Genomic DNA, 26,612 nt, shown 5'->3' on the forward strand with positions numbered 1-26,612 from the left:
CTCTGAGAAATAGAGATACCCTGAAGAATATGCAAGTGTTGTAATGCACGCATTTCTGCAGGGTATCTCTATTTCTCTTTTTAATGGGTAGAAATCGGCATTAGCCGATTTCCCCTTCTCATGTTTTTGCTGTTCAGTTTTTTTAATCGATGGATTATCGATTATTAGCAGAGAAACTTCATTATAGGATTTATTGTTCCTAATGACTGAATCTCAAAATTTGCCTCCGTTTCCGACTCCGTCAGTGTTTCACTCTCCGACTCTGTCTGCGTCTCACTCTCTGATTCCGATTCAAACTCCTCCTCCAAAGATAATGTATTAGCTGCTAAAGCCGACGCAACCGTGCCGCTGCCCTCTATGCTTCCAGTGATAGCTTCCCCCTGATTCTCAGCGTCATACGTAATCGTACCATTGTTAGTCAGCGTCACACCGGAAGGAATAATCAACTTCGCTCCAGATGGAATGTGCAGCGTTTCTCCTGCGGCAATCGTCAGATTTTGACTGAGCGTAGCCTCTCCATATACCTTTCCGGAAGAACCTTTGAATACAATTCCGCAGGTAAAATTGTCAATTTCTGTACTCACATCTGCCCCATCGCCATTGCCGATGTAAGCGGCAGAGGAATTTGCCGTCGTCCTGACAATTCCGCCGGTAATGAAAATACTGCTGCCGAAACCGATTTGATCCGTGTCTCCATGCGCACCGCCGCCAATCCCGGCTCCGTTGCCGCCACCGGCAGCAACAACATATCCTCCGGAGATTGTAATATTCGATCCATCTCCGCCATAAGTTCCGCCGCCAATCCCGGCTCCGCCATATTTTCCGCCGGTAGCAGTTACCGTTCCGCCTGATATTATAATATCCGTACCATGTCCATGCGAATTAATGTCTCCGGACGCACAGCTCCCGCCGCCAATTCCGGCTCCGTAATCTCCGCCGATTGCGGTAACTGCTCCGCCACTGATCGTAATATTACTTCCGTTCGCATTATAAGTACCGCCGATTCCGGCTCCACTGGCGTTACCCTCAGCATAAATCGTTCCTGACTCTATCGTAATATTTCCAGTGTCTAGCCCTGAAGACCCAATACCTGCCGCACCACTGCTGATTGCGGTCAGAGAACCGGTACCGTTTTCACGGATTATAAGCGGAGAATCTACATCATTTTTTTCCAAACCAGCGTGTCCTGAGTCTGCTTTTATAGTATTGCTGCCCTCCAGAATAATCACAGTACTTGCTGCTCCTGTGACAGTGACGGGTGCCGGCGGATTCCCTGAAACAGCTCTCAAATCAATGCTCACATCAGAAAACGTCACATTCGCACTTACCCCTTCCGCAACTGCTATGGTATCTTTCGTGGTGCTGCCACTTACCGTAATCGGCGTTCCGGAAAGAATCGTCAGGACTCCGGCGCCTTCTATCCCTGAGTCTGCGGTTACCTCATATTTATAATCGTCCAGAGGCGTACCACCAAGGATTGTGAAATCTCCGGCGATATAGGCCCACTTTGCATAGTACATGGTCGTTCCCGCCGGGAATACGGATGGGTATGCTGTGATCTGTTCTCCCGATCCATCAGAAACAGGATACCAGCCGATAAAGTCAAACCCTTCCCTGGTCGGCTGTTCAGTCGGGAATGAATCACTGATCGTCTCATTGGTCACCCCTGTTAAAGCCTGCGGTCCTCCGATTCCACCGTTTGGATCAAATACAATTTTCGCTTCCGACGCAGTCCAATGTGCGTACAGAGCACAGTCTGCTGTGACCTTCGAGTTTGCTGTGAACTCTGTTCCGCCAGTAGCTTCTGTAAACCAACCTTCAAACATGTAACCTGTCTTTACCGGCTCTTCAGGCAGAGCGATCGTTGTATTGTAGTCAGCCGTTACTGTAGTCTCTCCGCTCAGTGTCCCACCGTTTGCATCGAAAGTCACCGTGTAGCTGTTGATCGCCCACTTTGCATAGTACGTGGTCGTTCCCGCCGGGAATGCGAATGGGTATGCTGTGATCTGTTCTCCCGATCCATCAGAAACAGGATACCAGCCGATAAAGCCAAATCCTTCCCTGATTGGCTGTCCAGTCGGGAATGAATCACTGATCGTCTCATTGGTCACCCCTGTTAAAGCCTGCGGTCCTCCGGTTCCACCGTTTGGATCAAATACAATTTTCGCTTCCGACGCGTTCCAATGCGCGTACAGAGTACAGTTCGCCGTAATCTTCGAGTCCGCTGTGAACTCTGTTCCGCCAGTAGCTTCTGTAAACCAACCTTCAAATGTGTAACCTGTCTTTACCGGTTCTTCAGGCAGGGTGATCGTTGTATTATAGTCAGCCGTTGCTGTAGCCTCACCACTCAGTGTTCCACCGTTTGCATCGAAAGTGACCGTATAAACCGCTGGTTCTATAGTTGGTTCTGTCTCTGTACTATCATTGCAGCCATCGCAGGCGAAGTGGCCGCAGTCGAGGATAGTCGTATGGTCAGCTCCATCACAAACATAGTGTCCGGCAGTTCCACAAGGTGCTTCACTATGATTACCCGTCACGCAAGCTAAATGACCGCATACCATCGTAGTCGTATGATCACCTCCATCACAGGCGAAGTGACCACAATTAAGTAAAATATGGCTTCTGCCATCGCAGGTATAATGATCTTCCACTCCGCATCCTGCCTCATGAATTTCCCCATTTGCTAATTTCTCATGGCATGCAGGGCAAACTTTTAGTCTGAATACCGCAGTGACAGCGGCATCACCATCAGGCATAATAAAAACGGTCTGTGCGTTAGAAGCGTCTTCAATCGTTCCGGCAGTGGTCTCCCAATGGTCAAGCACATACCCTTCAGCCGCTTCCGCAGACAACTGAACCCGTGAACCTGCACTGTAGGAATAATCTGTATTGAAAACCGTACCCTCACCGGATGTTCCGAATGTCAGCTCATGCAAAGGTACTTCGCTGAAATATGCTGTCAGTGTAGTATCACAATCTACAGCAAAGCGATATATCGTCTCTGTTGAAACCAATTTGTCATTTATGTACCATCCGATAAATTCACCGCCGGCAACAGGTTGGGCTTCCACCATTGCAAATGTGCCGTCAAGATACCGTCCGCCACCGTTTACAACACCAAAGGTATTGTTCTTGTGTACGCTGACATCGAAATACTCAATTTCTGAGCCTCTTGAATCGCTCTGACAGGGAATTATTTCTCCACTGTTGCCGAGCAGCTTATATTCAGCGGTAGACCCCTGCTGCTTTTCGTCAGTATATTCTTTCTCAATCAGATTCGAAACATTAAGAGTCAGTACACTGCCAGATTCAACGGGAATATCCGTATAATTCTGTACACGGGTCACACAGCTGTGAACCACATTGTATTCACTCAGCGTGATATTAACCTCACCATCTCCTGTTGCTGTCGTGACAACATTGTATTCCGCGTCAGCCGGAAGATGAATAATGATTTCACCGTCCTCATTGATGGCACATCCTACCACTGCATTATTTGTAGTAGCAACTTTATCAATCATATTGGCAACGAGATTACCCTCGCTGTCATAGACTTCCACATCGCCGGGACAGTTCACACGAACAGTCCGCAAAATTTCCGGTACAGCCATCGTGTAAGGTGTATCGGTATAATGGGGATCACCGGCACGAACCCATGCCAAAGTTACTTCCTCATAATGGGATTGAAATACTTTACTGTTAGTAAACGCCAGAGCGGTGTCCAGAAATTCATCCGGATGCTGGACAATCAGATCTCCCATCGCTTTGATCAATGTGGCCGCCGTACCGTAAAGATCGGTGAATCCCTCCGGCTGCGGGAGCACTTCGTGGAGACGGGCAACTACTTCACTGGTACGTTCCTCGGCAGAATTCAGGTTTAACGCAAAAATCGGAGCCAGCACATATTTCAGGTTCTCCCCGTCGTTGGCAGTCATTGTTTCCATGACAGATGTCAATATTTTATCTGTTTCAAAACCGGTTTCGTAACCCATCATCTGATCCAGTAAATAAACCAGATCTGCTTCGAGGCTGGTATTGTATTTCTCTCTGCCATCAAGACTATCCGCAAATGAAGAGATGAAACTTGTCAAAACTTCATTCATTGTCTGGCTCGTATCATCCACAACCTGAATATCCACCACAGGATCGCCGCTAGGAAGAAAGTTCAATGGATTCACATTGACATCTATTCTTTTCGCATATTCAGAAACATTATATATTGCGGCATCCGGATCAGATAACTCTACGTCAGCAAGAATCTCCTCATATTCCTCCAGCATAACAGCAAGAGCATTTTCAAACTCCGCCGTGGTTATTGTTGGGAGCAATCTGGAAGTAGAATTATAGCGGGTAAAAGTCCAATTTACGGGCGCAACCATTGTCACGATATCGTTAGGATTAACAATATTGTGGATGTTGCAATGTTCTTCATCGCTTCCAGTCAATTCCACTACCGAGCCCTGCGGCGGCTCAAACGCGTAGCAATATAAATCTTCAAATGCCAGTGTCGCACCATTTGGCAGTCCATTTTCATTCAAATAACCTGCTACAAGATTTGCAACCGCACCGCCGCGGCTGTAACCTACCAGCCATATTTTCACTCGCCCGGTGATATTGTGGGTAACAATATATTTTTCAAGAAACTTGATTACATTGTCCCGCCCCTCGGCAAATCCAGTATGTTCTCCGGTAGTACCAACCTCAACATTGCTGCCCCATTCGTTGTAGTATCCACCGCCGCGGACAGGCAGAGCAATCAGAGTACAATCCTCTAACTCTTTATGGGCAGCAACTACACCAATAGATTCCGTGGACGGCGAATCACCCCAGAAGTTATTCTGCTCAAAATCTTCAAAACCAATTTCGTCAAGCAGTTTTCTTGCGTTTTTTGTTTTCTCTGCCCATACATCCTCATTACGACTTGACCATGCAGATAATTCAAGGCACAGTGACATGGTAGACAAGCTAGGATTATAGATGGTTGAATCAATCTCAAAATACTTATCACTGTAAGCATAATCCACCAGCACATCTTTTTCCTTGTCGTATTCACCCGGAAAAGCAACCTGTCCCCAAACCGGCTCAAAATCCGGAAAATCATATTCCTGCAGATTTCCGTAGGGCCGTAGTGTTTCAATCTCCGTATTCTCTGTTCTGTTTAAGTGTGTAATCAAAAATAAAGCTACAGCCACACCGATGACTACAAGAGTCAGAATTATTATTGTGCTTAGGAATAGTTTTTTCTTTGCATTTTTCATTGTTGATGTACGAACTCCTTCTCAAATTTCTTATCTATTCTGGTATTGGTTTATGATTGAGGGTTCCACTGCATTATGGTAAAATATAATAAAAATCATTCGCTTGAGACTGTCCATTTCCCGAGAGTTCCCTAAAAATCTCTGTCAATTATCTTCTGTTTCTTCTCTTTCTTCCGTAAGCCGCCATACATGACAGTCCAACTAGTGCTGTTCCGGAAAGCAGGAACAAGCTCATCCAAAATGCAATATTACTGTTGTCCCCTGTCCTTGGCCCTTCTGTATTATTGGTTTTACCAGTGACCTCGATTTCAACTTCGGCCTTCTTATAGCCGCAGACAGAACATTCTTCATGCTTCTTTCCCTTTTCTGTTGCAGTGGCTTCTTTATCGATTACCCACTTAAAGGTATGAGAGGCAATTTCATTCTTTGCGCCGCAGGCACATTCATGCCAATGATTTGTTCCATCCGCTTTCCAATCTGTGCCGTAGCTGTGAGTGTGAACCATTTTCGGAATAACCGCTGTTTCTTTATAACCGCAGACTGTACATATTCTTTCCTTTGCTCCATCCTCGGTTGCGGTGGCTTCTTTCGTAATCACCCAGTCACCATAAGTATGAGCTGCAACATCCGCTTTGTCGCCGCAGGCACATTCATGCCAATGGGTTGTTCCATCCGTTTTCCAATCTATACTGTAGCTGTGAACATGGGCTGTCATTGGAATGACCATTGTTTCTTTATAATCGCAGTCCGCACAGATTCTCTCTTTGGAACCCTCTTCGGTTTCCGTTGTTTCCTTCGTAATTACCCAATCGCCATAAGCGTGAGGAGCAATGTCTGCCTTGTCACCGCAGACACATTCATGCCAGTGGTTTGTTTCATCCTGCTTCCAATCTGTACTATAGTTGTGCAGAATAACATCGATTTCTCTTGTTTCAATATCGCCGCATGCCGTACAAACGCGCTTCTCACTGCCCTTTGATGTGCAGGTAGCTTCCGTCACCGTTTCCCAGTCGCCCCAGGTGTGAGGAATAATATCCATCGGTGTATCCGTGTAACTGTACTCGCAGGTGTCACAAGCGTGAGTTGTATACCCCTTTTCCGTACAGGTTGGGGCTGTCACCGTATCCGTATAAGTATGAACAGCATATCCGTCCTTCTGAGTGTTATCTGTGATTCCGCATCCACCCTTTTTACAATCGTGCCAGTGGCCTGCCTCATCATACGTCCACTCCGTACTCCATTCATGTACTGTATGTACGCCAAATTGAACATCGTTCGTCCCATCCCCTGAAATCTCATATCCGCTGTCCCCATGGAAAAATCCTTTAAAATCATGATTTCCGATTGCAACACTTACCGGATTTCCAGTTGAAGGAACATCTTGAGTTGTCACACCGATAAATGCTCCAGCTGTCAATGTATTTGTAATTTCTATTGTTTTACCGCTTGTAAGATAGGCGTTATTTGCTTCTCCATCCTTGGCTGTATTGTCGGTAATCACCGGGTTTCCGGAAACCGTCATAGAACCGCCATATACAAGCACGCCGCCGCCAAGGCTGCCATTAATAGAGTTGTTGCTAATCGTACCTCCAGTCATATTAAAGACCGCGTCTGAAGCAAAGACAGAAACCGCGCCGCCGCCGGCTCCCGCTTTGTTTCCGGAAATCATGCCGCCTTTCATATTAAAGGTTCCACCGCCCATACATACGGCACCGCCATTATTCATACCATAATTTCCGGAAATTGTGCCGCCATTCATTATAAAAGCGCCTTCCGGCCATACATAAACCGCACCGGTATATACCGTATTATCCTTTATTACAGCACCATCATTCATTATCAAAGTTCCTGCGCCAGAAGAGGCCACACTAATTGCACCGCCATATTTATTTGTACCGATCAAATCATTATTCTGCAAAACTGTGCCCGACTCCAGAATCAGAGTGCCGCCATCATACACAGTAAACAGATGGTCATTTCCTGAAAAAGATAATCCGGAGTTCGTGCGTGTCGCCGGGTCATCACTGTCCCAAACAGCGCCGCCGTCAACAACAATATTTTTCAGTGTTACCGTAGAACCAGGCTGATTCACATTGCACATCACGCGAGTTCCTTCCCCACGCTTAAGGGTATGTCCACAACCATCAATCGTAAGTGAAGCATCTGGGAAAGCAAGAATCTGTCCTTGACTCCAATTGCCTCCTTCCGAGCTTACCAGGGTAATATCCCGAAGCAATTCAATCTGACTATCCTTTGCCATATAGCAATCATAAATTGCATCAATCAGGCTTGCTTCTGTCCACGTAGTCCCTCCATCTGTACTGTAGCGGACTTCCGCTCCTTCCTCCGCATTTGCCTTTGCCCGCAGCTTCATCTTCATTTCCGGCTGTGACTCCGTTTCCGGCTCCGTTTCAGCTGTCAGTTCCGATTCCGTTGAAATTTCAACTTCGGATGCCGACTCAGTCGTCTGCTCAGACGTTGGCTGGGTTGTTGATTCAGTCATCGGCGGTGTTTCTGCCTCTGGCTGAGTGTCTCCAGCCACCCCCCCTACTTGTGTTTCTGCTTCCTGCTGTGTTTCCTGCCCTCTTTCCGCTTCCTGCGCAAAAGTCTTCAGGCTTAAAGCGTTAAACGGCATTAAGGATACCACCAGGGCTATCATCAAAATCAGACTGGGCCATCTTTTTCTTCCCGTCTTATCCTTTCTTATCATGTGACATCTTCCTCCTTATTTTATAACAAATTCAGACTGCGTGCGGACAACACCGCATCTACCTTGCCGGATACTCCCAGCTTACGATAATTTTCTTTGATGTGATATCTGACATTCTCCGGTTTCAACCCCAACCGTTCTGCAATCTGCGGCGCCGACATTCCTTCAGCCTGAAGCCGCAAAATTGCAAGCGCATTTTCTGTAAAATTCAGAGTTGAAACCGACTGCCGTTTGAGATACATCGGATATCGAACAGCCATATCATCCGTCTCACGACTTACCCGTTCCAGCCACCCCGAATCTATCCCATCATTCGACAATCCGTCCTTCTTTATATGACGAAGCAGCTCATTGACCGCCGCTCCTTCTTCACTCAACAGCCGTAGAAACTGATATTCACTCAATTTCTGAAGTGTTTCTATAAATTCCTCCTGCCATGGCATACCTTGCCGCTGTCTCGCAATGGCAGTTAAAATTCCTATCTCCATATGAATATAAGTGCGATGGCATATTTCTGCATAATACCTCACCTTCTCCAGCAAAGCCATAGCCTCCAGATAGTCTCCTTTAGCCAGATAGCATCGAACCTTCGTCAAATAGCGATAACGTTCCAATATGAAAAATTCCTGATTTTCATCCGGAGCATCTTTTAGCCACCGCTCTACCGCAGCCTTATCGCCCTCATACAGTGCCAAACGACATTTTACAGCTTCAATATTTGGCAAAAGCTGAGGTATATGTTCTGTCCGGCAACGCTTTTCAAAGGAGTCTATCTGCAGTTTTGCCGTCTCCAGATTTCCATTCAGCAAATGCAGCCGGGTTCGAACTCCCAGGGCCGCGAAGGCAACTTCCGGCATTCCTCCACTCATCGTCTCCATCTCGGCACGGCTCAGCAGAGTCAACACCTCATAGGTGTCCCCGCCCTTTTCATAGAGACTTTCTCCCAGAGCCGCATTCACCAAGCCTTTTCCATAGCGTCCTAAAATCCGTTGTACAAGCTTCCCCACTGAAGCCGCCAACTCCCGATCATATTTTGACCAATGGCAAAAATCCTTTCCGCCATTCATCGTTGATGGCAGATTGCTTGTCACCGAAAATTCAGGCAACTGAATCCCCCTGTCAAAAAGCATTGACGAAATCTGTTTCATAATGTGAAGCATCCCCCGGCTTCCCCGGTGAGGCAGCGCAATATCTAAATAACACAACTGGCTTTTAGCCTCTTTTCGTTCACCACCTTTAAGCGCAAACGCATAAGTCTTCAGCCGTCCATACCAATATTCACTCTGTTCCGGCTGCAGCATGAGAGAATAAAGCATGCTCATCCCTGCCATAAGAACCGCACTGTCCTTAATCTCTTCTTCCCTTAATTGCAGGTAATATTTTCGCAATTCAAAGTAATACCCCGCCCCCGGATTCTGCCGTGAATTACGAATCAACAGTTCCCGGATTCGCCTCTCCCTGCCGCTTTTCTTATACATATCCAGTGCTTCAGGAATCCTGTCGTGCATTTCATAATATAGTCCTGCATGATACATGCACTCCCGAACACTGTCAAATCCTAAAACCTGCACGGCTCTATGGCGTAAAATCTCCAAAAATGTTGACGGCATGGAATAAATGCCTCCAGTTTCCCTTATAAAATCCCCCACATATTCAGCCATGTGAATCAAACGAAGCACATAGGTATTCCCGGTAATCATTTCCGCCAAAGCCAGATCAAATTCATCCACCACGCTGACTTCCAAAACAAAATCCAACAGTTCCGGCTCCCATTGAAGAAACACTGCAGCCTCCAGATAATCCTCAAATTGGTTCTGAACTCTTTGATACAAGTCCCTTTCCGGCACTGCGCTTTCGTCAAACTGACGAGCCGTCAACTCTATTGCATAGGCATTGCCATGACTTTTTTCTTCTATCGCATTCAACTGCTCCCTGTTCAGCTCCACGCCAAAACGCGAGAACAATTGCTCAATTTCCTCTTTTCGAAACCGAAGCTGTTCCTGACAAATAACAATGAAACCTGTCCGCGTATAATAAGGCATCAGCCAGGCCGGTACCCGACTCCGACTGATAAGAATCACCCAAAGGTCCTCTCTGGCCAAAAGTTCCAAAACTTCCCTCTGACCTTTCCCGCTTTTCAGAAAATGAAGATCATCAATAACTATGATACTTCGGTTTTTCCTTTCTTTTCGATCATCCATCTTTTTCGGAAGAATCTCAGAATTCCAGGGTTCATCAGTACAGGAAATATAAGTATAACGGCGATTTGCCAAATATTGCTTTACCAATTCTGTCTTGCCATACCCGGTAGCAGCATAGATGTACACCGCCTGGGACAAGTTTCGGGCTGCTTTCAGCTTTTTCATAGCAAGCGCCGGGACTATATAATTTTTATCCACAGAAAATATACATCTCCTTTCCCACTGTTTCCGAATTCACTAAAAAACAGATAATGTATAATAATTATAAGTGATGCACATTTCAAAGTCCACTCCCCAATCGGGTAGTATACAACAAAAAAGCGTCCCCTGAATCATCAAATGATCCAGGGGACGCCCTTATTATTCAATCAAAATTTAATTTCTGATTATGCCTGCATTTTCTTAACTTCTTCAATCATAATCTTCAAAGCATCAACACAGTTTCCAACGATAGCGATGTTGGAAATTTCAAAGATAGGAGCATCTTCATCTTTGTTGATAGCTACGATATAATCAGAACCTGTGATACCGGAAATATGCTGTGCAGCACCGGAAATACCACATGCAATGTATAACTTCGGAGCAACAATCTTTCCAGACTGTCCAACCTGATGTGCACGGGAAACCCATCCTTCCTCGATAACCGGACGTGTAGCACCAACAACACCGCCGAGAAGAGCAGCAAGTTCTTTAACTAATTCATAGTTCTCAGCGCTTCCAACACCACGGCCGCCGGCAACGATGATTTCAGCTTCTTCAAGGTTAACGCTTTCAGAAATTTCCTGAACGCTGTTTACGATTTTAGCTCTGAGGTCAGCAATTTCTACTGTTTCAGCAGTAATTGTACCCTGTTTAGCCATATCCGGTTCTTCTGCTTTCTTGAATACGCCGCCACGAATAATAGCTACAACCGTACCTTCTACTGTAACATCAGAGTAGATTGTTCCGCCATAAAGAGGGGCTGTGAAAACAAATTTACCATCAGCTTCTTTAATACCAATAACATCAGTAACGCAGCCAGCTTTTAATTTAGCAGCAACTCTTGCGCCTAAATCTTTACCAACTGGTGTAGCGCCAACAAATACCATCTCCGGAGCATATTTTTTAACTAATTCAACAACGATAGCAGCATGTGCTTCTGCGTTAAATCCGTCAGCTTCTACTGTAATCGCATCGTCTGCGCCGTATGCGATCGCTGTAGCTGCAGCATCTGCAGCACCAATAACAACAGCAGTAACTTTTTCAGCAACACTTTTAGCAGCTGTAAGCATTTCAAGGCCTGCATTGACCGGCTTGCCTTCTGCTGTCTCAACATATACCATTACATTTTTGCAACCCATGACATTTCCTCCTTATAATACTTTAGCGTCTCTCATCATACCAAGAGCCACAGCCATGGACTCTTCGAGTGTCTCTTCGTTAATCTTAACACCAGCAGCTTTCTTTGGAGGTTCTGCATTTGCAACAACCGTAACAGCAGGTGCAACAACGCCGCCGACTTCCAATTCGCCAATCGGAATCTTTCTTGCAGCCATTTTGCTCTTAATGGTTGGATATCTTGGTTCGTATTCCGGTTTTGTAACTGTAACTACACAAGGTGTAGCAACTTCTACAACATTATATCCTTCTTCTGTTTCCTGCTTAGCACTAACGCCGCCGTCAACCATCTCGATATCGATAAGGTTTGGAACAACAGGAACATCTAAATCTTCTGCCAACATTGTACCAACCTGGCCGGAAGCACAGTCAGTAGATTCTTTACCGCAGAAGATAATGTCGAATTTAACGCCTTCAGCTTCTTCGATCTTAGCAACAGCTTTAGCAAGAGCATCTGCTGTACTGATTGTGTCTGTAGCATCAGCTTTAACAACATAACCTTTGCTTGCGCCAACAGCAAGACATGTTTTGATTGCATCTTTTGCTTTGTCCGGACCTACAGAAACAACTGTAATTGTGCTATCGCCAACTGCTTCTTTAAGACGTGTAGCCATCTCAAGAGCATATGTATCGAATGCGTTTACGATAGGCGTAGCAATGTCAAGATCAGGTGCGTTAGTTGCAGGATTCATTTTGATATTCACAGAATCGTCTGGCACCTGTTTAATACAAACTAATATTTCCATTTTGTTGTACGCTCCTTCTTTTCCTAATAGCACAACTGGTGTGTAGATTCCCTGCACACCAGTCGTATGTAAACTTTTAATTATTCTGCAACGAATTACATATCACAGAGAAGTTCAGGAATCACTAAGCTATGCTTATTTATTTCCCATCCATCCAGCGATAACCATACGCTGAACTTCACTTGTTCCTTCATAGATTTCTGTAATCTTAGCATCGCGCATATGACGTTCGAACGGATAATCACGGGAATATCCATATCCACCAGCGAGCTGTACGCAACGACGTGTTACATCAGATGCTGTTTCAGCACAGAACAATTTAGCCATAGCTGCTAAATGGCTGTATGGTTCGCCATCCTGTTTAGCCTGAGCTGCACGGTAGAGAAGCAGACGAGCTGCATCTACTCTTGCCTGCATATCAGCTAACTGGAACTGTGTATTCTGGAATTTCCAGATTGGTTTTCCAAACTGTACACGTTCTTTAACATATGCTAAAGCATCATTGATCGCACCCTGAGCAATACCAACAGCCTGAGCTGCGATACCAACACGGCCGCCGTCAAGAGTTGTCATAGCAACTTTGAAGCCTTTGCCAAGTTCACCTAAAAGGTTTTCCTTTGGAATCTTGCAATCGTTAAAGATTAATTCACTTGTGGAAGAACCACGGATACCCATTTTCTTTTCATGTCCGCTGATTTCGAAGCCTGGTGTTCCTCTTTCTACGATGAAAGCGGAGATACCTTTTGTACCAAGCTCTTTATTTGTCATAGCGAATACGATGAATACATCTGCATACTGAGCGTTTGTGATAAAGATTTTGGAACCGTTAAGTAACCAATGATCGCCTTTATCAGCAGCTACAGTTTTCTGCATAGCAGCATCTGTACCAGCGCCCGGCTCTGTTAAAGCGAAAGCACCTAATTTTTCGCCAGAAGCCATCGGTACAAGATATTTCTGTTTCTGTTCTTCTGTACCATATGCAAAAATAGGCCAGCAAGAAAGAGATTCATGAGCAGATAACATAACGGAAGTTGTTGCGCAGTATTCAGCTAATTTTTCACATACACCGATATATGTCATATAGCTGAGGCCAGCTCCGCCGTACTCTTCTGGGAAGTATACGCCCATCATACCCATTTCAGCAAGTTTTTCACGAGCTTCGATTGGGAATCTTTCTTCTTCATCAACTTCCTGTGCTCTAGGACCAACTTCTTTAGCTGCAAAGTCGTCTAACATCGCAAGGATTTCCTGTTCTTCTTCATTGAAATGAAATTTCATTTCTTGAGCCCTCCTTAAAAAAATTATAAATAAAAAGTAATGTTAAATGATTTATAAATATTACTTTATAAATTACAGTTTGTAGCAAACTTTGCCCGGGTTAAGGATCAACTTAGGGTCGAATACTTTCTTAATACCAAGCATAAGTTCCATATTTCTTGCGCCTTCAGCTTCAGCAAGATATTTTAACTTACCGGAACCGATCGCATGTTCACCGGAAACCAGACCACCAACGCGTGTAGCTGCCGGATAAATGTCATCAAAGAAAGCATCTGCTTTAGCTTTGAAATCTTCAACGCTGATCTGATCATCACCGATAACATAGATGTGAAGGTTACCGTCACCGGCATGTCCGAAGCTTTCAACCTGAAGTCCCATCTTTTCGCCAACGCCATATACATATTCAACATATGGAGCAATCTGATCAAGCGGAACAACAACGTCACATTCATCAAGGAGCTCAAGGCCGTCTTTCCAGTTTGTTTCAGCTTTGATAGCTTCCAGGAAGGAGCTTCTTGCTGCCCAGACATCTTTAATCTTAGGCGGTGTATCAGCAACGATTACGTCGATAGCGCCGTTCTCAAGAGCGATCTCGGAAGCCTGTTCCATAATCTCTTCGAGTTCTTCCATTGTACGTCCATCGAATGTTACAAGCAGGTAAGCGCCGGCTTCCACGCCGTCGATGTTCTTTGGATATACAGCTTTACCAACATATTTTTCAGATTTTTCAACAATAGCTCTCTCCATGAATTCCAGAGCCTGTGGGTCAAGATTGTTTTTCTTGAACAGCGGAACTGTGGAAATACAGGAATCCAGATCTTCAAAAGGCATTACCAGGCTGATAACTTCCTTCGGAGCCGGAATAACTTTTAATGTCAACTCTGTGATGATACCGAGTGTACCTTCGGAACCGATCATCAGGTTTACAAGAGAATATCCTGAAGATGTTTTAGAAACTGTGCTTCCGAAATGAGCGATGTCACCATTGGAAAGAACAACTGTCATAGCACGTACATAATCTCTTGTAGCGCCATATTTACATGCTCTCATACCACCTGCATTTGTTGCAACGTTACCACCGACAGCGGCAAATTTTTCACCTGGATCCGGCGGATACATAAGTCCGCGGCTTACGCAGTCCTCTGCAAGGTCGTTCAAAAGAACACCCGGCTGGATCTTAACAACGAAGTTGTTTAAATCATATTCAAGAATCTTGTTCATTTTTGTTGTACCGATCACAACACCACCGGCGATCGGAACTGCTGCTCCAACAAGACCTGTACCAGCTCCTCTGGCTGTTACCGGAATTGTATTTTCGTAACAGATTTTAACAATTGCAGCTACTTCTTCTGTTGTCATAGCATCAACAACAGCTTCTGGCATAGCTTTACCATAGATAGACATCTCGTCATGCGTGAAATCTTCGTTGATTTCTTCTCCTACATAAACCCGTCCTGGTGCAATTTCTTTGAATTTCTCCACGATTTCGGGAGTTACTTTGCCATATGCACTCATCTCATCATGCCTCCTTAAATCTTTAATAGAACCCTTTGCTTTATATATTTTGTATTGCACACTATGTACACAATAACCATTAAAAATACACATAAAAGTACCATGGTGGTCCTACCATTTATATGACCATCATAAAATATACAGGCCCATTTGTCAAGCATTTTTACCATTTCCTTTGTATTTCTCATGTATTTTTTATGAGCATTGCACAGTTCTGATTTTGTCTTTTTCTATTTTTGTGGTTTTTTCGCACAAAGTGTTTGTCTTTTTTTTGTCAATATTTGCTCAACTGTCCAGATAGTTATAAATATAGACAAAATGTCGGTTCAGCGCATCCTGGCCAAGCTGAACATCCTTTTCCTTTACGGCCTTAATTAAATCCCGGTGAGTCTGCATCAGACCGTCCCGGTTCTTCTCATCCTGCAGAATACGAACCCGCATGTCTTTGACATATTTGTCCATCACCTGTGTTAATGCTAAAAAATTAACAATAAGATAGTTGTTATGTGAAGCCTCAACGAGCAGATAATGAATTCTTTTATCGTGTTTTGAGCGTACATTTTCCTCCTGGGCGGTCTCCAGCATGCTCATATGATATTCCATCTCCGCCATCTGTTCTTCCGTTGCATGATGAACCGCCAGCGACAACGCCTGATATTCAAGTGCAAAACGGAATTCGCTGATTTCCCGGTAAGTTGTTCCCTCCACCGCAAACATCAGCGTCATCACCCGGATCAATGTGCCCTCAAAGTCACCGGCTATATAATTTCCCGATCCCTGCTGGCAGGAAAGGGCTCCCATCTGTTCTAATATACGTATTCCCTCCCGGACAGATGTCCGGCTCACATTCAACTGCAGGGCCATCTCCCGCTCTGACGGCAATTTATCCCCTGTACTGTAGACTCCGTTCAAAATCTGATTCTGAACGAAGTCTACTACCTTTTCATAGGACTTTTCCAAACAAATCATCCTGTTCTTTAATATGCTTTTCCCCAGTATACCATTGCTTTTGCAGGCTTTCCGCAGCAAACGCACGTATCGGACAGGTGTTCCTGCGCAAACGGCATGCAGCGGGATGTTGCCCCGGTCACTTCTTTAATCATGTTCTCACATGCTTCATCTCCGCACCACATGGCTTTGACAAAGCCCGGCTTGTTTTCAACCGTATCCTTGAAGGTTTCAAAATCCACAGCCTCATAAGTATGCGCATCTCTGTGCGCTCTTGCTCTCTCAAGCATATCTTTCTGCATCGTATCCAGCGTTTCTGCCACTTTTTCCGCCAACTCAGCCAAAGCAACCACCTGCTTTTCACGGGTGTCGCGGCGAACGATAACGGCCTGTCCGGCCTGAATATCCTTTGGCCCAATTTCGATACGAAGAGGAATTCCCCGCATCTCCGCCTCTGAGAATTTCCATCCCGGACTCTTATCGGAATCATCCACTTTAACACGGAAATTACTCAACATATCTTTAATTTCAAAGGCTTTATCGAGAACGCCTTCCTTTTTCTGCTGAATCGGAATGATCATCACCTGTGTCGGCGCAATTCTCGGCGGAAGCACCAGGCCGGAATCATCGCCGTGAACCATGATGATCGCGCCGATCAGACGGGTCGTCATCCCCCAGGATGTCTGATGAACATATTCCAGTTTATTATCTTTATTGGCATATTGAATACCGAAAGCCTTTGCAAATCCGTCGCCAAAGTTATGGCTTGTGCCTGACTGAAGCGCTTTGCCGTCGTGCATTAAAGCTTCAATGGTATATGTTGCCTCAGCACCGGCAAATTTTTCTTTATCCGTTTTACGACCGCGGATAACCGGCATAGCCAGCACTTCCTCACAGAAATCCGCATAGAGATTCAGCATCTGAATCGTTCTCTCCTCCGCCTCTTCGGCTGTTGCATGAGCCGTATGACCTTCCTGCCACAAAAATTCCCTGGAACGCAGGAACGGACGGGTCGTCTTTTCCCACCGCACAACAGAACACCACTGATTATACAGCTTTGGCAGATCTCTGTGGGACTGAATATCTCTGGCATAAAAATCACAGAACAGTGTCTCGGATGTCGGGCGGACACAAAGCCGCTCCTGAAGCGGTTCCAGCCCGCCGTGGGTTACCCAGGCAACCTCCGGTGCAAAGCCCTCAACATGGTCTTTCTCTTTTTCCAGCAGGCTTTCCGGAATAAACAGAGGCATATAAACGTTTTCCACACCGGTCGCTTTAAAGCGGGCATCCAGCTCTTTCTGAATATTTTCCCAGATCGCATAGCCGGCCGGTTTGATCACCATACAGCCCTTCACGCTGGCATAGTCTACCAGTTCCGCCTTCTTAACTACATCTGTATACCATTGGGCAAAATCTTCTTCCATGGAAGTAATTGCCTCAACCAATTTCTTTTCCTTTGCCATCATCAAATCTCCTTTTATTTTCTTTTTTTATAGTAAGATAAACTCGGCCATTCGTCAATAGTCATCCTTCCCTGTTCCGGAAGAACTTCAAAGCACATTTTCTGATGGCTCACCGGATGTTTAAAGGTCAGCCGACAGGAAAAAAGACATAATTCCGGATTTCCGGAGCCTATGCCTTCTTTTTCATTCCGTTTTCTTGTGCCTTCGCCGTTATACTTCATATCGCCATAGATTCCCGCCCCGGCATGGGCCATCTGAACCCGGATCTGATGGTGCCGCCCTGTATGCAGCCGCACTTCCACCAGCGACAATCCATCTTTCTCCTCCAACTCACGATAATCCAGACCGGCCTTTTTTCCCCCTTTGGCAACAACCGCGGAGGTGTTCGTCCGCCCATCCTTCTCCAGATGATCAACAAGTGTTCCGGAAGGTTCCGGAAGCCGCCCTGTCAGAAGGGCCAGATAGTCTTTTTCTGCCCGGTGTTCTGAAAACTGCCGGCTTAGCCCGGCTGCCGCTTTCGGAGTTTTCGCATAAACCATGATTCCGCCCACGGGCCGGTCCAATCGGTGTACCACACCGATATACGGACTTTTTCCCCGGGCGCCGTCCCCCTGTTTTAACGCCAGATAATTTTTTAGCCAGCTTGCCAGATCCATGGTTGAAGAACGCTCCACCTGGGACGGCATTCCCGGCGGTTTAACGCAAACGATAAGCTGCGCATCCTCATACAAAATTTTTACTTCTATCATACTTTAAACCGATAACCCACGCCCCAGATCGTCTCAATATACTGAGGTTTGGATGTATTAAATTCTATCTTTTCACGAATCTTTTTAATATGGACTGTCACCGTGGCGATATCTCCCAGAGACTCCATATCCCAGATTTTATTGAACAGCTCTTCCTTCTTAAACACATGGTTCGGATTCTCCGCAAGGAAGGTGAGCAGATCAAATTCCTTCGTCGTAAAAGCTTTTTCCTCGCCGTTGACATAGACCCGCCGGGCCGTTTTGTCAATTTTAAGCCCCCGGATCTCAATGACATCGTTTGTTTTGACCGCACTTCCGGTAAGACGTTCATATCTGGCAAGATGGGCCTTCACCCGGGCTACCAGTTCACTCGGGCTGAAGGGTTTCGTGATATAGTCATCGGCTCCCATGCCAAGCCCGCGTATTTTATCAATATCTTCTTTTTTGGCTGAAACCATAAGTACCGGAATATTTTTCTGCTCCCGGATTTTCCGACAGATTTCAAAGCCGTCGATTCCCGGCAGCATCAGATCCAGAATGATCAGATCAAAATCTTTTTTCAGCGCCTTATCCAGCCCCGTATCTCCGCTGTGTTCCATATCGACCTCAAAGCCGCTCAGCTCCAGATAATCCTTCTCCAGTTCAGCAATACTTACTTCGTCTTCAATAATCAGTATTTTACTCATAGGCTACACTCTCCTTATACTTTCTCAAAACGAAGCTCATCGTTGTCCCTTCGCCTTCCACACTGTTCGCCCATATTTTTCCGCCATGCTCCTCGATAATCTTCTTCGCAATTGACAATCCCAGACCGCTGCCGCCTTTAGATGAATTCCGGGAAGAATCTGTCCGGTAACAGCGCTCAAAAATATGCGGAAGCTCCTTTTTCGCAATGCCCTTACCATTATCCTGAATCTCGATCTGAACAAATTCCGGCTCATCCTTGATGAATATACCGATGTGCCCCGGGCGCTCCGCTTCCATATATTTCACCGAATTGCCGACGATATTATTGATTACTCGTTTCAACTGCTCCGGATCGGCAATGATGATCGTATCCTCCGGCACATGATTGTAATAAGCAAGGGAAATTCCCCGGGACTCTAAATCCAGGGAGATCTCATCCACACAGTCTTCAAAATAATCTTTTAAGTTCAGCTTTGCAAAGCTGTAATTCATCGAATTACTGTCCAGCTTGGAAAAGAGAAAGAGTTCATCTATCAATCTATCCATGTCCGTGGCTTTATTATAAATCGTTCGAATATATTTGTCCATTTTTTCCGGCGTATCCGCCACACCGTCCCGGATTCCTTCCACATACCCTTTAATCGCGGTAATCGGCGTTTTTAAATCATGGGAAATATTGCTGATCAGCTCTTTATTGTCTTTTTCATACTGCATACTCACTTCAATCTGATCCTTCAGTTTGATACGCATCTCCTCAAAAGCCGTGCATACCTCGCCGATCTCATCTTCCGTGTCCGTAATGACATTAAAATCCAGATTACCGTCCTTAATATTTACGGCCGCCCGTTTCAGCTTTTCCAGCGGCTGAACAATGCTCTGATACAGCCATATAAAAGCAACGGCGCTGACAAGGAGTAAAATGAACAATGAGCAGATCGAAATTTTTAAAACCAGCCGTTCCACCTGTTTAACGGCCTCTTCCACCGGCGTAAAAATCTGAACAAGTCCTTCGCTGCCGTCAGAAAAGAAAAAGTTAAACTGCCGCAGATGATATGGAAAATCCCCTGAAATATAACTGTCCGTCAGGGACTCTCCAACCATCCCCTCGATATTCTCACTGATTTCTCCATCCTGGCCGGAATAATAGATCTTCCCATCCCTGCGCAACACTAAGAAAGAGGAATATTTCTCCAAACGCTTGTCCATCGTTTCCAGATAGGATACATCCTCCAGCCGTTCCGGCGAATCTTCAGACACCGTTGCCAGCTCATTGACAACGCTGACGGAAATATTTCCGAGTATTTCAAAAGGATTAAACAGCATTTCTACGCTGGCTTCTTCCATGTCGTATTTCTGCCGCAGCGCCCGCAGCTCAATCCGTCCAATTCCCCAGAAAGACAGGAGAATCAATAAAATCGGAACCAAAAAAACCATTCCGTATGTAAGTTTCATCCGAGTAGCCAGGCGCATAGTTCATCCCTCCCTGTCCGTCACCGCTCTATAAATACTTTCTTAAAATATCTGTTTTATCTGTTTTTTCCCATGGAAGGTCCAAATCGTTGCGTCCAAAATGGCCATAGGCCGCCGTCTGTTTATAAATCGGACGGCGCAGATCCAGCATTTTAATAATTCCTGCCGGGCGCAGATCAAAGTTCTCCCGAATAATATCTACCAGTTTTGTCTCAGAAATTTTTCCTGTTCCATAAGTATCCACCATGATAGAGGTCGGCTGTGCCACACCGATGGCATAGGAGAGCTGAATTTCACATTTATCTGCCAGTCCGGCCGCCACGATATTTTTTGCCACATACCGGGCTGCATAGGCAGCGGAACGGTCTACCTTTGTGCAGTCCTTGCCGGAAAAAGCGCCGCCGCCGTGCCGTGCATAGCCTCCGTAAGTATCGACAATAATCTTGCGGCCTGTCAAACCGCTGTCGCCATGAGGTCCGCCGATGACAAAACGGCCTGTCGGATTAATAAAAAACCGTGTCTTTTCATCCACCATGTCCTCCGGAAGGACCGCATCAAATACATATTTGCGGATATCCGCATGTATCTGTTCCTGAGTGACATCCGGATCATGCTGAGTGGAAAGAACAATGGTATCCAGGCGGGCCGGTTTCCCATTCTCGTCATATTCCACCGTAACCTGAGTCTTTCCATCCGGCCTCAGATAAGGCAATGTCCCGTCCTTACGCACCTCTGTCAGGCGTCTGGCCAGCTTATGCGCCATCGCAATGGCATACGGCATATATTCCTCGGTTTCATTGGTTGCAAATCCAAACATCATCCCCTGATCTCCGGCGCCGATAGCCTCAATTTCATCATCCGACATCCGGTTTTCCTTTGCCTCAAGAGCCTTGTCTACACCCATGGCAATGTCCGGGGACTGTTTGTCCAAAGTTACCATCACCGCGCAGGTTTCCGCATCAAAGCCGTATTTGCCCCGGTTATATCCGATCTCATTGACTGTATCCCGAACAATCTGAGCAATATCTACATTGGCTTTAGACGTTATTTCGCCCATCACCATCACAAGCCCTGTCGTTGCACATGTCTCGCAGGCCACCCGGCTCATCGGATCCTGGGCAACCATAGCGTCCAAAATGGCATCTGAAACGGCATCGCAGATTTTATCCGGATGGCCTTCCGTAACAGATTCTGAAGTAAATAAAAGTTTTTCCATATCTATGTTCTCCTTTCATATGATCCGCAAAAATACGCGGAACTCTTTTGTCAAAAAGAAAAGTCCGCAAAAGCGGACTTGATTCTCTATCAAATCCTCTTATTGTTCGAGTGAACTCGCTCCGGCAGGCACCTTCCGTTTATCGGGGTTGCCACAATATCATCGCTCCTTAGGCTCCATTGTTCTGAATAAGAGAGATTATTCCATTGTTCAGTTTTTGATTTCTCAACCGACTCTTAATTTAAATTTGCGAAGGTCTCTATCATTATCCACCCTCTCAATACATGCGCCAAGACTGCGAAGCTTCCCTTCGAAGTCCTCATAACCGCGCTGAATATATCCGATGGAATCCACTGTGGAAATTCCGTCAGCCGCCAGAGCCGCAATAACAAGGGCAGCCCCCGCCCGCAGATCCGGCGCGCTCATATGGGCGCCTTTATACTTCGGAATACCGATAATGATCGCGGCATTCCCCTCAACCTTAATCCTTGCACCCATACGGGCCAGCTCATCCACATAGCGGAAACGGTTTTCAAAAATACTCTCTGTTATAACGCTTGTGCCGTCGGCAAGTGCAAGCGCAATTGCCGCCTGAGGCTGCATATCCGTCGGGAATCCGGGATAAGGCAGTGTTTTAATGTTCGTTGGCTGAAGACGTTTCGACGCCACAACACGCACCGCGTCATCCAGTTCCTCAATCTCGGCGCCCATCTCCATCAGCTTCGCCGATATGGACTCCAGATGTTTCGGAATAACATGCTTCACGGTGATATCCCCCTGAGTTGCCACCGCGGCGCACATAAAAGTTCCGGCTTCAATCTGATCCGGAATGATCGTATATTCTGTACCGTGAAATTTCTTCACGCCCTGAATACGAATGACATCGGTTCCGGCGCCTTTAATGTCTGCGCCCATCGAATTCAGGAAGTTGGCCACATCTACGATATGCGGTTCCTTCGCTGCATTCTCAAGAATTGTACGTCCTTCGGCCATCGCCGCCGCCATCATTATATTGATCGTTGCTCCAACGCTGACCACATCCAGATAAATATGACGTGCTCTTAAATGTTCCGCCTTCGCAATGATCATACTGTTGTTAATATCCACTTTGGCACCCAGTGCCCGAAACCCCTTGATATGCTGATCGATCGGACGGCTGCCGATATTACACCCACCCGGAAGGGCAACCTCCGCTTCGTTATATTTTCCGAGAAGAGCTCCCAGCAAATAATAAGACGCCCGGATCTTACGGATAAAACCGTCATCAATACAATGGCTGTGAATGTTTTTGCCATTTATTTTTACCGTGCTTCTATTTATGCGCACAACAACTGCGCCGATGGATGCTATCGCCTGTAATAAAACATTAATATCGCTCACATCCGGCAAATTATCAATAATCACATCTTCGTCACTCATGATTGCAGCTGCAAGAATACCTAATGCCGCATTCTTTGCGCCGCCAATTGTCACTTCGCCGACCAATGGATTTCCGCCTTTTATAACATATTGTTCCATGGTACACCTCAACAAACTTTCTGCTATAGTCTTAATTATTATAGCATACTCCGAGAATTTGTAAATTAGATTTTATAATTTCGTAAAAATTCCAGCTATTTTTTACAAGTTCGTTAATGATATTATGGCAATTCTGACCGAATATCATTCGTTTTTTTCCGTGCGCGGCCCTTTCTTTTTTCTATGATATACAATAAAACAAGCAGAATTCCTGCGCTGCAGGTCAAAATCAATCCGGGAACAAAGCCCTCCGGGCAATAGCTCATCTCTATTCTGTGTTCTCCCTCACTTAAAGGAATTCCAATAAAGGCATCCGCGATTTTTTCCGCTTCGATCTTTTCTCCATCGACCTTTATCTTCCATCCTTCATCATAAGGAATCGATGTGAACATGACTCCCCCCTGAGTCACCCGGATATTTCCGGCCAAAGATGTCGAAGTTACCTTATCCGTCGTCCACCGCTGCTCCTTTAATTTATCATAAACCTGATAGAAAGCATTAATGTCATGCTCGGCCGCAATAAGTTTAATACTGCCGTCGTCATAATCATCATCCAAATATAACGTCAATGTCACCGTCTCTCCCGGCTCCATCGCTCCCACTCGGAAAATATGTCCGTCCTCATCGGAATAGGTCTCTTTTTCCTCACCCCGGACTACTTCTGCCTTCGTACAATGAGATGCCTTGAAATAAATATACAGATCCTGCGCCTCTTCCGGCGTATACACATAAGTCACTGTTCCATCGGTGCCCTCTTCCGCGGTGTAGGACCAGTCGGCCCAACTGTCCGTCGTCAGTTCACAGCCCTCCGCCGTCGGCTCCGGCAGACCAAAATACCGGTAAGGACGGATTTCTTCACCTGTGGCCGACAGTATCAGCTGATTGATAACCTCAAACGGATTGGTCTTTTCATAATCCCACTGAAAAATATTTTCCGAAACCATAAAGCCCAGTCCGAGGGCGCAGTGATTCTGATACAAATATCGGTCCTCTGCCTCAGAAAGCCGGTCAAAGGTTCTTATCCTCTCTTCCTTGTGTTTGCTGATCAAATAATCAATATTCAGGAAGGCATCCGTTTCCGGCGTCGCCCCCTGATAGCTGTATTTATTTGTCACCGAATAGAAGCCCAGCCGTTTCGCAAGATGGTCCACACCTGCATTGACTGTGGAAGAAAAAAGAGACATTCCCGGCAGATGATGCCAGGTGACATCGTCCCGCCCGCGGCGTTCCTCCAGTTCTGCCCGGTAAAAATTCTCCCCTTCTCTTTCCTCAATCTGCGCTTTTAACTCGCTCACTGCCTTCTGATCACTATAATAATCCTTCCGATTGACCGTACCGTTCATGCAAAGTCCGAAAACGCCGTAGGCACAGGCTTCGATCAGCATAACGGCCAACAGGCCCAATTCCAGAAATTGTTTCTTTTTCGCCGGGCTGCACACCATCATAAACAACAGTCCATATAAAACGAGCAAAATAATATTGACGATTCCTGTATAAATCTCCATCTCCACTTTGCCGCTCCACCAGGAATATCCAAGGAATCCAAGCCAGCCGACCGCCGGCAGCGCCGCCGCCCATTTCGGACAGGATTTCCGGCGCCGATAGCCCTCATAGCCCATCAGCAGAAGCATAAAAATATAGATAAATGAAAATCTTCCCGGCAGTCCGTTCGGAAAATGAAATCCGTGCCAAATGTAGGTCAGATAATTCGTGTTCAGACTGATCAGCAGAAAAGCCGTGATCAGCATACGCACGATTTTTTCCCGTAAATCCGCCTTTTTATTAAACAGATACATCGGCACTAAAAGCAGCATAGATACACCGCAGTATAAATTAAAATTTCCATCCAGACAGGTCGGCTCCACCACCGTAAACTGCTGGCAGAATAATTCAAAAATATCATGATAAAACTTTAATGTCGTCGGGAAACTGCTGGATGCGGACTGACTGGCCTGCAGCGCATAAAAAGTCGGCAGGAGCATCACGGCGCCAAAAGCGCCGCCGAGCAGAGAATATCCCGCAAACCCAAGCAGCCTGCGAAAGTTTGCAGCTAACCCGTTTTCCCGCGCACAGCTCACTTCTGCCAGCACATCCACACAGGCAAAAATGCAGATCATGATCGATATATAATAATTCGTAAAAATGCAGAGCGCCAGAGCAAAGCCATAGAGCCATCCCCGGCCCTCACGGACAAGCCGGTGGATGCCCAGCATCACGATTGGAAACAGCACGATGCAGTCCAGCCACATAATATTCCAGGCATAGCCCACCACGTAGCTGCTCAGCGCATAGCAGCAGCCGAATACCGTAAGAGAACAGCCGTAGTGATTGAACCGCTTCCGAAGAAAATATGCAAAAGTCAGTCCGGCCAGACCAATCTTCACAAAATATATCAACGAAAAACATTCCATAACCATGGTTTTCGGAAAAACCAGCAATAAAAGATTCAGGGGACTTGCCAGATAGTAGGCCACAACTGCCCAGAAATTCATTCCGAGACCGCCGTTCCAGCTATAAAAAAAACTGTCAAAATGCCGCCATTTATACTGAAGCTCCGAAAAAAACGGCACATACTGATGATAGGAATCGATAATGGAAATTCCCCTGTCACCAAAAGGCCACATTCCCTGACATATAAAAGCCGTCACAGCCACTACAAAAGGGATAATAAAAGCCAGTATATACCAGATATTTTTATGAATCCAAAATTTCGTCTTACCTCTCATATGATCTTCCCGCTCAATCCTCCAGCATCTGTTCAATGGTTTCAACAACCTCACGAATTCCTTTATCATCTTCATTTACGGTGATATCCGCATATTTTTCATACAGCGGCACCCGTTCATTATACAAGTCCTTCAGTGTATTGCCATGGCGTATGGCAACCCCGCGTTTTAAAAGGTTTCCAAGCCGTTTTTCAAGAATCTTATAGGATGCCTGAATATACACAACCGTCCCGATAGACTTCAGATATTCCATCGCTTCCGACCCGTAAACCGCACTGCCCCCGGTCGCAATGACCGTATGATACGCCTGAATTCGGGAATTAACCCGGTTTTCAATCTCCAGGAAACCGTCAATGCCCTCTGCATTAATGATCTCAAACAGGCGCTTTCCCATCTCCGCCTGGATCAGCAGATCCGAGTCTATAAAATCATATCCTAAAACCTTGGCCAGGACAACGCCCACTGTGCTTTTGCCTGCGCCCGGCATTCCGATCAAAATAATGTTGTCTGTCATTCGTGCCATCCTTTCTGTTCAATCCCACAGTAACTATTACCACATAGTATATTATTCTACCATTTTATGACCGGATTAACAACCTCTTTCCCCGAAGGATAGTTTTGTTCAAATGAAAAAGGAGCCGTCGCACTAAGTAATTAGTGCGCAGCTCCTTTTTTGTGCGAAAAATAACTGCCAGACCTCGAAAGAATCCGGCAGTTGGTGTAAAATTAATGTATGACCAAACACATTAT

General features: G+C 45.8%; 16 protein-coding genes and 1 riboswitch. All 16 genes read right to left on the reverse strand.

From position 1 onward, the window contains the following. Window positions 1–164: 164 nt before the first annotated feature. The 16 genes from ACMN7X_RS14710 to ACMN7X_RS14785 all read right to left on the reverse strand — a co-directional run bounded on the left by ACMN7X_RS14710 (window position 165) and on the right by ACMN7X_RS14785 (window position 26,376). Entirely contained in the window at window positions 165–5,258 is a 5,094-nt protein-coding gene (locus tag ACMN7X_RS14710) for an InlB B-repeat-containing protein (protein ID WP_418748203.1), read from the reverse strand. 148 nt (window positions 5,259–5,406) lie between these two features. After that, window positions 5,407–7,968, reverse strand: a complete 2,562-nt coding sequence (locus ACMN7X_RS14715) for a hypothetical protein (RefSeq protein WP_418748204.1) — start codon at window positions 7,966–7,968, stop codon at window positions 5,407–5,409. 20 nt (window positions 7,969–7,988) lie between these two features. After that, complete coding sequence (locus ACMN7X_RS14720; RefSeq protein ID WP_418748205.1) at window positions 7,989–10,367, reverse strand: LuxR C-terminal-related transcriptional regulator; 2,379 nt, start codon at window positions 10,365–10,367, stop codon at window positions 7,989–7,991. 188 nt (window positions 10,368–10,555) lie between these two features. Next, window positions 10,556–11,509, reverse strand: coding sequence for an electron transfer flavoprotein subunit alpha/FixB family protein (locus tag ACMN7X_RS14725; protein ID WP_418748206.1), 954 nt, complete (start codon window positions 11,507–11,509; stop codon window positions 10,556–10,558). 12 nt (window positions 11,510–11,521) lie between these two features. Then, a complete protein-coding gene (locus ACMN7X_RS14730) occupies window positions 11,522–12,292 on the reverse strand; it encodes an electron transfer flavoprotein subunit beta/FixA family protein (RefSeq protein WP_418748207.1) in 771 nt (256 codons plus the stop codon). A gap of 135 nt (window positions 12,293–12,427) precedes the next feature. Then, complete coding sequence (locus ACMN7X_RS14735) at window positions 12,428–13,570, reverse strand: acyl-CoA dehydrogenase (RefSeq protein ID WP_418748208.1); 1,143 nt, start codon at window positions 13,568–13,570, stop codon at window positions 12,428–12,430. 72 nt (window positions 13,571–13,642) lie between these two features. Further along, window positions 13,643–15,085: an FAD-binding oxidoreductase gene (locus ACMN7X_RS14740; protein WP_418748209.1), complete on the reverse strand. Its 1,443-nt coding sequence runs from the start codon at window positions 15,083–15,085 to the stop codon at window positions 13,643–13,645. Window positions 15,086–15,370: 285 nt separating this feature from the next. Beyond that, entirely contained in the window at window positions 15,371–16,045 is a 675-nt protein-coding gene (locus ACMN7X_RS14745) for a FadR/GntR family transcriptional regulator (protein WP_418748210.1), read from the reverse strand. A 17-nt stretch (window positions 16,046–16,062) separates the two neighbouring features. After that, a complete protein-coding gene (gene proS / locus ACMN7X_RS14750) occupies window positions 16,063–17,496 on the reverse strand; it encodes a proline--tRNA ligase (RefSeq protein WP_418748211.1) in 1,434 nt (477 codons plus the stop codon). Window positions 17,497–17,510: 14 nt separating this feature from the next. Then, window positions 17,511–18,245, reverse strand: a complete 735-nt coding sequence (locus tag ACMN7X_RS14755) for an RluA family pseudouridine synthase (protein WP_418748212.1) — start codon at window positions 18,243–18,245, stop codon at window positions 17,511–17,513. Further along, entirely contained in the window at window positions 18,242–18,931 is a 690-nt protein-coding gene (locus ACMN7X_RS14760) for a response regulator transcription factor (RefSeq protein ID WP_418748213.1), read from the reverse strand. Before ACMN7X_RS14760 ends, ACMN7X_RS14755 begins: the two co-directional genes overlap by 4 nt. Further along, window positions 18,924–20,402, reverse strand: a complete 1,479-nt coding sequence (locus ACMN7X_RS14765; protein WP_418748214.1) for a sensor histidine kinase — start codon at window positions 20,400–20,402, stop codon at window positions 18,924–18,926. Before ACMN7X_RS14765 ends, ACMN7X_RS14760 begins: the two co-directional genes overlap by 8 nt. Before the next feature lie 28 nt (window positions 20,403–20,430). Further along, window positions 20,431–21,618 (reverse strand): methionine adenosyltransferase, encoded by a 1,188-nt coding sequence (metK, locus tag ACMN7X_RS14770; protein WP_418748215.1) that lies wholly within the window; start codon window positions 21,616–21,618, stop codon window positions 20,431–20,433. Window positions 21,619–21,714: 96 nt separating this feature from the next. After that, window positions 21,715–21,813, reverse strand: a riboswitch (SAM riboswitch). Window positions 21,814–21,843: 30 nt separating this feature from the next. Further along, entirely contained in the window at window positions 21,844–23,136 is a 1,293-nt protein-coding gene (locus tag ACMN7X_RS14775; RefSeq protein ID WP_418748216.1) for a UDP-N-acetylglucosamine 1-carboxyvinyltransferase, read from the reverse strand. A 122-nt stretch (window positions 23,137–23,258) separates the two neighbouring features. Continuing rightward, window positions 23,259–25,862, reverse strand: a complete 2,604-nt coding sequence (locus tag ACMN7X_RS14780; RefSeq protein ID WP_418748217.1) for a YfhO family protein — start codon at window positions 25,860–25,862, stop codon at window positions 23,259–23,261. A 13-nt stretch (window positions 25,863–25,875) separates the two neighbouring features. Further along, window positions 25,876–26,376: a shikimate kinase gene (locus ACMN7X_RS14785; RefSeq protein WP_418748218.1), complete on the reverse strand. Its 501-nt coding sequence runs from the start codon at window positions 26,374–26,376 to the stop codon at window positions 25,876–25,878. Between the last annotated feature and the right edge of the window lie 236 nt (window positions 26,377–26,612).

The organism is Frisingicoccus sp. (genome assembly GCF_048388605.1).
Classification (GTDB): domain Bacteria; phylum Bacillota; class Clostridia; order Lachnospirales; family Lachnospiraceae; genus Frisingicoccus.